General features: G+C 50.7%; 8 protein-coding genes. 4 read left to right on the plus strand and 4 right to left on the minus strand.

Annotated features, from left to right (window positions below):
• Nucleotides 1-19: 19 nt before the first annotated feature.
• Complete coding sequence (locus E0E47_RS07955; protein WP_130893395.1) at nucleotides 20-772, plus strand: SDR family NAD(P)-dependent oxidoreductase; 753 nt, start codon at nucleotides 20-22, stop codon at nucleotides 770-772.
• Nucleotides 773-799: 27 nt separating this feature from the next.
• Nucleotides 800-1,375, plus strand: a complete 576-nt coding sequence (locus E0E47_RS07960) for a DapH/DapD/GlmU-related protein (RefSeq protein ID WP_130893396.1) — start codon at nucleotides 800-802, stop codon at nucleotides 1,373-1,375.
• 238 nt (nucleotides 1,376-1,613) lie between these two features.
• Here E0E47_RS07960 and E0E47_RS07965 read toward each other — a convergent pair whose 3' ends face one another.
• The 4 genes from E0E47_RS07965 to E0E47_RS07980 form a co-directional block, all read right to left on the minus strand.
• Nucleotides 1,614-4,433, minus strand: a complete 2,820-nt coding sequence (locus E0E47_RS07965) for a UvrD-helicase domain-containing protein (protein WP_008625703.1) — start codon at nucleotides 4,431-4,433, stop codon at nucleotides 1,614-1,616.
• A gap of 162 nt (nucleotides 4,434-4,595) precedes the next feature.
• Nucleotides 4,596-6,326, minus strand: coding sequence for an acyl-CoA dehydrogenase family protein (locus E0E47_RS07970; RefSeq protein WP_008625704.1), 1,731 nt, complete (start codon nucleotides 6,324-6,326; stop codon nucleotides 4,596-4,598).
• 5 nt (nucleotides 6,327-6,331) lie between these two features.
• Nucleotides 6,332-7,354, minus strand: a complete 1,023-nt coding sequence (locus E0E47_RS07975; RefSeq protein WP_008625705.1) for an electron transfer flavoprotein subunit alpha/FixB family protein — start codon at nucleotides 7,352-7,354, stop codon at nucleotides 6,332-6,334.
• A gap of 2 nt (nucleotides 7,355-7,356) precedes the next feature.
• Nucleotides 7,357-8,229, minus strand: coding sequence for an electron transfer flavoprotein subunit beta/FixA family protein (locus E0E47_RS07980; protein WP_008625712.1), 873 nt, complete (start codon nucleotides 8,227-8,229; stop codon nucleotides 7,357-7,359).
• A 236-nt stretch (nucleotides 8,230-8,465) separates the two neighbouring features.
• Here E0E47_RS07980 and E0E47_RS07985 point away from each other — a divergent pair, with 236 nt between their 5' ends.
• Nucleotides 8,466-10,142, plus strand: coding sequence for a rhamnogalacturonan acetylesterase (locus tag E0E47_RS07985; RefSeq protein ID WP_130893397.1), 1,677 nt, complete (start codon nucleotides 8,466-8,468; stop codon nucleotides 10,140-10,142).
• Between the two features lie 64 nt (nucleotides 10,143-10,206).
• Nucleotides 10,207-10,809, plus strand: a complete 603-nt coding sequence (ruvA, locus tag E0E47_RS07990) for a Holliday junction branch migration protein RuvA (protein WP_130893398.1) — start codon at nucleotides 10,207-10,209, stop codon at nucleotides 10,807-10,809.
• Nucleotides 10,810-10,819: the final 10 nt, after the last annotated feature.

Raw genomic sequence — 10,819 nt, forward strand, 5'->3', positions numbered from 1 at the left:
AATCTTAAAACAAAATGTAATGATGAATACAGAACAGAAAACAGCTTTAGTCACTGGTGCAGGAATGGGCATCGGTTTAGCGTGTGCCGAAGCGTTTGCACGTGCAGGATATATCACGGTATTGGCAGACATCAATGAACCGAAAGAACAGGCAAACACACTTGTGTCGGAGGGATACCAAGCTGTGGCTTACCAAATAGATGTAGCTGACACGCAGGCTGTAAAAAAGATGATAGGCTGGATTGTGTCGGAATACGGACACTTGGATGCGGCTCACAACAATGCCGGCATACAGACACCGCAACGTCCGATGGCGGAAATTGCCGATGACGAGTTCGACCGCACGGTAGCCGTTGACTTGAAAGGCGTTTGGAACTGTATGCGCTACGAAATCTTGCAAATGTTAAAACAAGGGCATGGCACTATTGTCAATACGGCTTCAGCCGGAGGCGTAGTTGGCTTTCCCGGACAAGCAGCCTATATTGCCTGCAAACATGCCGTATTGGGATTGACAAAAACCGCAGCTATTGATTACGCAGGAAAGGGAATCCGCATCAATGCCGTTTGCCCGGGTGTTATCCAAACCGCAATGGTGGATGACTTGATACGTCGCAACCCATCTTTGGAACAAGTATTTACAAAAGACATCCCTGCCGGAAGGCTTGGTAAACCGGAAGAGATTGCCGATGCCGTGCTGTGGCTTTCCAGTCCGCAAGCATCGTATATGAACGGACAGGGCTTAATTGTCGATGGAGGTATCACCGTAAAATAGTGTACAATCATAAAAACGAATAAACATATGGATATTTTCGAGAAAGACCTTTCGGGCGCAATGGTTTCGCCCGACGAACCCGGTTACGACCAACTTATCAGCACAATCTTCGACACGATGGCTACGGCTGCCGAAATGAACGCAAAAGGATGGCTTTCGCCGGAAGAAGTGCATGACTACCTGCATCGCATCACAGGCAGGGAGATAGACCCCAGCACCACATTGTTGCCTCCATTTTACGTGGACTACGGCAAGAATATCCGCATTGGCAAGGGATGCTGGATTCAGCAAGGATGCACATTCTTCGACCGTGGCGGCATCACCATTGGTGATGGGGTATTCATTGCCCCGAAAGTGAACCTTATTACCATTAACCACGACCCGAATCCCGACAACCGCAGTGCCACATACGGTCGCCCGATAGTGATAGAAGATAAAGTGTGGATTGGTATCGGTGCTACCGTCCTGCCCGGTGTGCGCATCGGTTACGGTTCTATCGTTGGTGCCAATAGTGTGGTCACACACGATGTGTCGCCTATGACCATTGTCGGCGGTAATCCGGCGAAATTCATTAAAACGATTGAAATAAAAGACAAACAATAAACAGCGTTATTGTTAAGGCAGACAAAAAAGAAATAATATCTTTCTTTTCGTCTGCCTTATTTTTGTATATTTGCATTCAAATCAGAGTTGTTTGGCAGAAATACACCGCAAATCACAGAATTTGAGACCGTTGCCAAGTCATTACCTCACTATTTGAGAAAAGCTCATAAGTAGCTCATTTCTAATTTATTCTTGTTTTAACATCGGATTTTCTAAAAAAACTAGTCAAAAAAGTATCTCATTCATCAAAAAGAGGCTTGACAGACCTCAAATACTTGTCCCGTGAAATCGCACGGTTGCAACCGCTCCGGTCAGCCCTAAAATTCGTACATCCCAAGAACGGTTCTCCCCATCCTTCTTTCACTATCAAATAACCGTCCTTGCAACAGTCGCATTTCAGGATGGGCAAATCACCGCCCTTCAGGTTATTGGTCATGAAATCGCAAATCTCCGGTTCATTGGAACAAATCCACAACTTCAACCCGTATGCCTTCTTGTACCTCAGCTGCATGGGATAACCGCATACGGGACACCGTTTCATTTCAGTGCGCGTCTCCCGGCAATCGTCCAATTTACCATTTACCATCACGCCGGGATAGTCTTTCACGAGTTCCCGTACAAAATCGGAGGGATGCTGTTGAGGCGTAACGATGTACACGCGGTTCTTGGTACGTGTCAAGGCCACATAGAAAAGCCGCCGCTCTTCCGCATATTCCATCGAATGGTCATCCCTCACGACATACTTCAATACCGGGTCGTCCTGCACTTGCGACGGGAAGCCGTACAACTCATTACGGGCATTGATGAGGATGACATGGTCGTATCCCAATCCCTTTGAGCGGTGCACGGTCATAAAATCCAGTTTCGCGAACGGGTACTTCTTGGAAATCACATTCCCCGTCTTCTCCTCGTACGTGAACTCCGATGAACGGCAAAGGTTAAAAGCGTCGAACCCGTAACGCCCCAACAACAATATCGACGCGTCCGGATTCTCCTCCAATATCTGCCCGACAATCCTCTCCACCGTTTCGCCCACAAGGAAATACTTCCCGCCTCTTCCGGCATATTTGCTCCGGTCTACGTTCTCCGTATAGGTCTCGACCACAATCGGACGTGTTATATGTTTGGGCGAAACCAGGCTTTTGCGTATCTGCGCCGTGTTCTTCTGTATGAAGCTACCGGCTATGTCGATTACTTCTTGGGCGTTCCGGTAAGTTTGGGTAATACCCAGTTCCAATCCGTACCCAAAGGAATCCTTGAATTGGGTGAACAGCGTGATATCCGAACCTGCATAGGCATAAATGGATTGCCAATCGTCGCCCACGGCCACGATCTTTGCATCGCAGAGTTTGCTCAACTCCAAGGTCAGATTAAACCGTTGACGGGAAATATCCTGATACTCATCAACTATGATATATTTGAACCCCAATCTCTCCCCTTGGATTTCCTTTTCGCGGAGCATTTTCGCCGAACTGTTTATCATGTCTTCAAAATCTACCGCCTGCTTTTCTTTCAGACGCTTGGAGTATTCTAAATAACACCGCTCGCAGATGGATAGAAACAACTTGTTTCTCTCATTGGAGGACTTGCTTTGAAACTGGTGGAAATGCTCTATCGTGAAGCCGTTGGTCTTAAAGCCATGCAAGAACGTGCAAACCAACTTGACCAACTTTATGATATATTTGTTCTCTTCCGTGCTGACCAACCTGTCGAAAACTTCCCGTGAAGTTCTCGGGTGGAACTCAATCCCTTGGGCTACGAGCATTTCCTGCAAATGGTCAAGGTAATCGCGCCCGTCGTCATATTCGGAATAAGTATAAACCAAATCCGTATGGTGCCTGCGGTGCAAACGGATTTTATCATCTATTTCTTTTTTATACCGGGCCAACTGTTCTTCCGTATATCTGCTGTTCCGGCCATCTTCCGTAATGCCGAAATGTTCAATATACACCGTCTTGTCTCCTTGGGTAATCGTAAAATCCGGAGTATATGGCTTGTACGAATACCTCATATTATAAGGATAAATTTTCTCGTACACATAGTCAATGCCGTTCATGAACAGGAAATTCGCTATCCTGACCTCCTGAACCGACCTTAACGTCTCGTGGGCAATGCTGACACATTTGCCGGTCCGTTGGTCTATAATCTTTTCCGCATACTCATCCATATTGCCACGCAAAGTGGAAAAGTCGGCTTTGGATATGTAATTGAAGAAATCATTGAGATTGTCGCCCTCATACGGTGCGTCGAAATAACTTCCGAAGAACAATATCAGCTTATCCACCAACTCCGGACACTCCAATATGTTTTCTTTCAAGTAATTGTTGACCACATGCCACATAAAGCCACCATCCACTACCGTCTTCCTTTCGGTGTCTTTCTTTCGCAGTATGGCATAGCCCGTCTTATGGAAAGTCGTCACCGGGCAATCTATCTTCAGACCCTTATTGATTTTGCTGCGCAATTCCCCGACCGCCTTATTCGTATATGAAATGACCAATATCTGTTCCGGTTTCACCCCTCTTTTTTCCACAAGGTATTTCACCTTCGCAGCCATGGTCGTTGTCTTCCCGGCTCCGGCCCCGGCTACAACCAACGTGTAGTCTTCATCGGACAATACGACCCGTCGCTGTTCCTCATCCAGCTTCACATTAGGGTCCACCCTACGAAGTATCGTATCAAGATAAAGTTTGTCTTTGGCCAAATGCCTCTTGACAAATTCGTCATTGTGCGCTTCAACGACCTTGGAACCCTCCTTACTGCCCAAGTCTTCATACAGGCAAAGGAATCTCTCCATTTTCTTCGGGTCTATACGGTTCTTTTCGCAATACACGTCCAACATCCCCATCTTTTCCAAATTGGACAGACTGACATGCAGCTCTGCATATCTTTCATGAATAGTACGGTAATCGCTTCGGGCTATGAAACGGTCGCTATGCAGTAAAAGTCCGATTTGCCTCTCGAAATCCTCCAAGCGCTTGCTTCCAGTGCATTCTTCACCCTCTGAATGCACCTTTTTTCTCCGGAAAAATATCTTATCCCACTTCCCAACTGACATACTTTGTTTTTCCTATTGGCAAACCGACTTGATTTATTTGGGTGTAAAATTATAAAAAAAGCCACAACCATCCTGTGATACAGCCATTTTTAACAATAAAGAGGAATACTTCTTTTTACACAGAAAGTATTCCTCTTCATGATTATCATATATCGTACCGGATTATTCAGCCGACGTTTCCACAGCCGCCTGGCGGTAGCTATCCAATTGCTCTGCCGTGAACTTGCGGATAAAGTTGAAATGCTTCTCCACCTCGGCCTCGGCATAGTTCACATACACGTTCAGGCTCTTGGCAAACAAATCGGGACGGCGCGTGGCATCCTGCATCATCAAATGGCACATGATGGTATCGGCTGCCATCTCCATCAAACGACGGGCCACGAAATCGTGCAGTTCTTGGTTGCCTGCTTCTTTCACGGCGTTCGTACAAGCGTCGAACTTGTTGGCCATCTCCTTCACGCGGTTCATGTAGCCCTCGTATTCCGGAAGCACAGGCTGCTGCTCGAAATCACGAATGGTGGCGATGTATGCCCCATTCGTCACGTAACGGATGGCCGCCACAGTCTGCAACTGGGTCGTACCCTCGTAAATGGAAGTGATACGAGCGTCGCGGTAAATGCGCTGACAAGCATATTCCAACATGAAACCGGAACCTCCGTGCACCTGGATACCGTCGTAAGCATTCTGGTTGGCGTATTCCGAATTCATACCCTTGGCCAATGGCGTAAAACTGTCGGCCAGTTTGGCATACTTCTTCTGTTCGGCACGTTCTTCCGGCGTCAGCTTGCGTTCGCAGGCTATGTCGTCCAATGCCTTGTAAATATCCACATAACGCGAAGTCTGGTACAACAATGCACGACCTGCGTCCAACTTAGCTTTCATCGTGGCCAACATGTCATATACGGCCGGGAAGTTGATGATGGCCTTACCGAACTGTTCACGGTCTTTCGCGTATGCCAAAGCCTCGTTGTAGGCCGCCTGACTCAACCCTACCGACTGTGCAGCAATGCCGAGGCGTGCACCGTTCATCAATGCCATGACATACTTTATCAAACCCAACTTGCGGCTTCCGCATAACTCAGCCTTCGCATTCTTATACACCAGTTCGCAAGTCGGCGAACCGTGGATACCCATTTTGTTCTCGATGCGGCGCACGTCCACTCCGCCGTCGCGCTTGTCGTAAATGAACATGGAAAGCCCACGTCCATCCCTCGTGCCTTCCTCCGAACGCGCCAACACTAAATGGATGTCGGCATCCCCGTTCGTGATGAAACGCTTCACACCGTTCAGTCTCCAACAGTTGTTCTCCTCGTCGAAGGTGGCCTTCAACATGACGCTCTGCAAGTCGGAACCGGCATCCGGTTCGGTCAGGTCCATCGACATCGTTTCCCCGGCGCATACACGCGGGATGAAGCGGCTGTGCTGGTCTTCGTCGCCAAATTCATACAAGGTTTCGATACAGTCCTGCAACGACCAGATGTTTCCGAAACCGGCATCGGCGGCAGCCACTACCTCGGCACACATCGTGTACGGCGTAATAGGGAAGTTCAACCCGTTGTACTTGCGCGGCATCGTCATGCCGTTCATACCGGCCTTGACCATGGCGTCCAGGTTCTCCACCGTCCCACTGGCATAATCCACACGGCCGTCGTGGCAGTGCGGGCCTTCTTCGTCTACCCCTTCGGCATTCGGGGCAATCACATTGGCCGTGATGTCGCCTACGATGTCCAACACCTTATTATACGAATCCATCGCGTCGGCATAGTCCACCGGCGCATAATCAAATTCGTCCTTGTCCCTGAAGTCGCGCTCTTTCAATTCCACAATGCGCTTCATCATCGGATTCTCTAAGTGATACTTGAGTTCCGGTATATCTGAATAGTAATTAGCCATGTTGTTTACTTGCTGTTTTGTTTGTAATACTTGATGAGCTTCGGCACGACTTCCTCCACCGTACCGTTAATGACATAGTCGGCAATGGCATTGATCGGGGCGTTCGGGTCGCTGTTCACGGAAATGATAATACCGCTTTCCTTCATGCCCGCAATGTGTTGGATGGCCCCGGAAATGCCGCAAGCGATATACACTTTTGGGCGCACCGTCACGCCGGTCTGGCCGATTTGCAGGTCGTGGTCGCAGAACCCGGCATCCACAGCCGCACGGCTTCCACCCACTTCGGCATGAAGCTCGTGCGCCAATTCATAGAGCATGCCGAAGCCTTCCTTGCTGCCCATGCCGTAACCTCCGGCAATGACGATGGCCGCACCTTTCAAATTGTTTTTAGCCTTCTCCACATGGCGGTCGATGACCTTCACCACGTATTCCGTTTCCGGTACATACTTGGCCACATCGTGCACAATCACTTCTCCTTTATAATTAGGATCGAGCACTTCCGCCTTCATCACGCCGCTGCGCACCGTAGCCATCTGCGGACGGTTCTCCGGATTCACGATCGTAGCCACGATGTTACCCCCGAACGCCGGACGAATCTGATAAAGCAGGTTCTCATACTTCTTTCCGGCTTTCTTATCCTCATGGGAACCGATTTCCAATGAGGTACAGTCTGCCGTCAACCCGGAATGAAGGGCGGACGACACACGCGGCCCCAAATCACGCCCCACGACATCGGCCCCCATCAGGCAAATTTGCGGCTGCTCTTCTTTAAACAGATTCACCAACACGGCCGTATGCGGCAACGACGTGTAAGGAGCCAACCCCGGAGCGTCGAAGATATGCAATTTATCTACGCCGTATGGCAATATCTGCGGTTCTATCTTTCCCGTAATGCCCGCCCCCGCGGCCACAGCTTCGAGCTGCACGCCGAGCGTGTTGGCTAACTTACGGCCTTTGGTCAATAATTCCTGGCTTACTTCGGCCACCGTAGTGCCTTCAAGCTCGCAATATACAAATACGTTGTTCATCTTTATCCGATTGTATGGTTAGCCAATAATTCCTGTATCAATCCCTCAACGTCGGCATCGGAAGCCGTCAGCACCTTGCTCTCCTTGGCCTTGAACACGATGTTCTGCACGGCCTTCACCTTGGTGGGCGAACCGCTCAGCCCGCACTGCTTCAAGTCGGCATCCACGTCGGCCGTACTCAACTGTCCCAAAGTCAGATAAGGTTTCTTGTCGTACTCTTCAGCGTAGGCCAACCCTTCCGCAGGCTTTTCCATCGGCACCATGGCGCGCTTGTATTTCATCACCAACTTGGCGTTGCGCGGACGGCAAGGAGCCGCACTCCCGTTCACCGTCAGCACAAGGGGCAACGGAGCCTCCACAGTCTCCACACCGCCGTCGATATGACGCTTCACCGTCATCTTCCCGTCGGTGCATTTCAGGATTTCTTCCACGTAGGTCACCTGAGGCAAGCCCAATTTCTGCGCCACTTGCGGCCCCACTTGTGCCGTATCGCCGTCGATGGCTTGACGACCACCCAAAATCACATCGGGCATGCCCAATTTCTGAATTGTAGCAGCCAGCGCATAACTGGTGGCCAGGGTGTCGGCACCTGCAAAAGCACGGTCGGTCAACAAATAGCCACCGTCGGCTCCACGGTATAAACTCTCGCGAATCACTTCGGCTGCACGGGGAGGTCCCATGGTGATGACAGTCACGGTAGAACCCGGATTCGCATCTTTCAGCCTCAAAGCCTGTTCCAACGCATTCAAGTCTTCAGGATTGAAGATAGCCGGCAAAGCAGAACGGTTTACCGTGCCTTCCGGTGTCATGGCATCCGGCCCGACATTGCGTGTGTCGGGAACTTGCTTGGCAAGTACAATGATGTTTAAACTCATAGTTCTTTACTTATTTTTGTCGTACAGATTAAGATTTGTTTCCTTTTCATGGCAAAACATATCTCGCAAATGTACTTATTTTATGGCAAGTGCCCAAAGAAAAAAAGCATAAAAAGGCATTCAGACCGTAATTTGCAAGATGATTCACTCTCGGAACAAAAGTTTTTCCCTATCGAAAGAACAGGATTCCAGTTCAAAACATTATCTTTGCCACACCAATCGAAACACTGACTGACATGAAAAAGACCTGTATGCTTTCCGCCATTTTAATAGGATGCGGATTATGTTCCACCGCCCAAAACTCCAAGAACTTCCGCCCGATGGAGGACGTGAACCACGTCACGGACCTCACGCTCGACAGTCTGGAAAAGGCCAATACGGCACGCCCTGTGCCCGGTTCGTCGCGGAAGGGCAACCACCCCGTGCTCTTCCTCGTGGGAAACTCCACGATGCGTACCGGCACGAAAGGCAACGGCGACAACGGACAATGGGGTTGGGGATATTATGCCCACGAGTTTTTCGACGCAAACAGGCTGACCGTGGAAAACCACGCCTTGGGCGGCACGAGCAGCCGCACGTTCTACCGTAAACTATGGCCGGACGTGAAGAAAGGCATCCGCAAGGGAGACTACGTCATCATCGAACTGGGGCACAACGACAATGGTCCGTTCGACAGCGGACGGGCACGGGCATCCATACGCGGCATCAGCCCCACGGACTCGCTTTGTGTGACCATCAAGGAGACGGGCGAGAAAGAAACCGTCTACAGCTACGGCGAATACTTGCGCCGCTTCGTCCGTGAATGCAAAGCCTTGGGCGCACACCCCATCCTGCTCTCGCTCACGCCCCGCAACGCATGGGACACGAAACGCCCCGGGCACATCGTACGCGTGGACGAGACCTTCGGACTTTGGGCGCGGCAAGTGGCCGAAGAGCAAGGCATACCCTTCGTAGACCTGAACGAAATATCGGCCTCGAAATACGACCGGTTCTCGGCATGGAAGGTGGATTACCACTTCTATCGGGACCGCATCCACACCAGTGCGTTCGGCGCACGCCTGAACGCCCGTTCGGCCGCCGAAGGAGTGGCCGCTTCCACGCACCCCACGCTGAAAGCCTTGCAGGCTTGCCTGACGAACCTCGAACCGCCCACCGCACAAGTGAAACGCGAGAAAGGCAAACCCGTGGTCTTCATCACGGGAGATTCCACCGTAAAGAACGAGGACAAAGACCCGGACGGCATGTGGGGTTGGGGCAGCCAGGCGGAAACCATTTTCGATACGGACAAAATCACCGTGGCAAACGAAGCTAAAGCCGGTCGGAGCACCCGTACTTACTTAGAAGAGAACCGTTGGGAACGTGTATACAATGCCCTTCAACCGGGCGACTTTGTGTTGATACAATTCGGCCATAACGACATCGGTGACATCGACCGTGGCAAGGCCCGAGGCGTCATTGCCTGCGCACAAGACACCAGTCACGTTTACCGGGTCAATAAAGGAGATAAAGTTTACAACGAAGTCATTTACTCCTTCGGATGGTATCTGAAAAAATTCATCGACGACGTACGCGAAAAAGGTGCCACGCCTATCCTGGTTTCCCTCACCCCCCGCAACGAATGGCCCGGCGGAAAGATAGAACGCCGCAACGACAGTTACGGCAAATGGTATCGGGAGGTAGTGGCCGAAACCGCCGTAGAGTTCGTGGACCTGCACAACATCTCGGCCGATACCCTCGACCAGATAGGGCAGGAAAATGCCAAAGCTTATTATAACCGCGACCACACGCACACCTCGCTCAAAGGTGCGCAACTCAACGCGCAAAGCATAGCCGAAGGATTGCGTGCCATAGACAGCCCGTTGGCCCGGTACTTGAAATTTCACATTTCTTCTACATGCCCTATTAAAAATTAACGCGTGCGCACAATAAAAGAGGTGACGGACACGTTTTCTTAAAGTATATTTAGCAAAAAAAGACATGATAGAATACGTGAAGGGCCAGATTGCCGAACTCACTCCGGCCACCGCCGTCGTGGATTGCCACGGCGTGGGATACGGCCTCAACATCTCTTTGAATACATTTTCCGCCCTGCAAGGCAAGCAGGAAGCCAAACTATATGTTTACGAAGCCATCCGCGAAGACGCTTACGTGCTTTACGGTTTTTCCACCCGCCAGGAACGTGCCCTCTTCCTACTGCTCATCAGCGTATCGGGCATCGGGGGCAATACGGCACGCATGATTCTTTCCGCCCTCACACCGGCAGAATTGGTCAACGTCATCAGTTCCGGCAACGACAAGTTGCTCAAAACCGTGAAAGGCATCGGGCTGAAAACCGCCCAACGCATCATCGTGGACCTGAAAGACAAAATCGCATCGGTGGAAATCGAAGGGACAGCCTCCCCCGGCATTTCCGCGACCATGGCAACCGGACATTCCGAAATACTGGAAGAGGCCGTGGCCGCCCTCACCATGTTGGGCTTCCCGCCCGCCCCCTCGCAAAAGGTCGCATTGGCCATCCTGAAAGAAGAACCGGAAGCCGCCGTGGAGCGTGTCATCAAACTTGCCCTCAAAAGATTATAGGAAGCCGAAA

It is taken from the genome of Paraprevotella xylaniphila YIT 11841 (genome assembly GCF_900683745.1).
Taxonomy (GTDB): domain Bacteria; phylum Bacteroidota; class Bacteroidia; order Bacteroidales; family Bacteroidaceae; genus Paraprevotella; species Paraprevotella xylaniphila.

Excerpts from the sequence above, each read along its gene's own strand:
- E0E47_RS07985 (WP_130893397.1), top strand. The coding sequence starts at position 8,466 with ATGAAAAAGACCTGTATGCTTTCCGCCATTTTAATAGGATGCGGATTA.
- E0E47_RS07960 (WP_130893396.1), top strand. The coding sequence starts at position 800 with ATGGATATTTTCGAGAAAGACCTTTCGGGCGCAATGGTTTCGCCCGAC.
- E0E47_RS07970 (WP_008625704.1), bottom strand. The coding sequence starts at position 6,326 with ATGGCTAATTACTATTCAGATATACCGGAACTCAAGTATCACTTAGAG.
- E0E47_RS07980 (WP_008625712.1), bottom strand. The coding sequence starts at position 8,229 with ATGAGTTTAAACATCATTGTACTTGCCAAGCAAGTTCCCGACACACGC.
- E0E47_RS07955 (WP_130893395.1), top strand. The coding sequence starts at position 20 with ATGATGAATACAGAACAGAAAACAGCTTTAGTCACTGGTGCAGGAATG.
- E0E47_RS07975 (WP_008625705.1), bottom strand. The coding sequence starts at position 7,354 with ATGAACAACGTATTTGTATATTGCGAGCTTGAAGGCACTACGGTGGCC.
- E0E47_RS07965 (WP_008625703.1), bottom strand. The coding sequence starts at position 4,433 with ATGTCAGTTGGGAAGTGGGATAAGATATTTTTCCGGAGAAAAAAGGTG.
- ruvA (WP_130893398.1), top strand. The coding sequence starts at position 10,207 with ATGATAGAATACGTGAAGGGCCAGATTGCCGAACTCACTCCGGCCACC.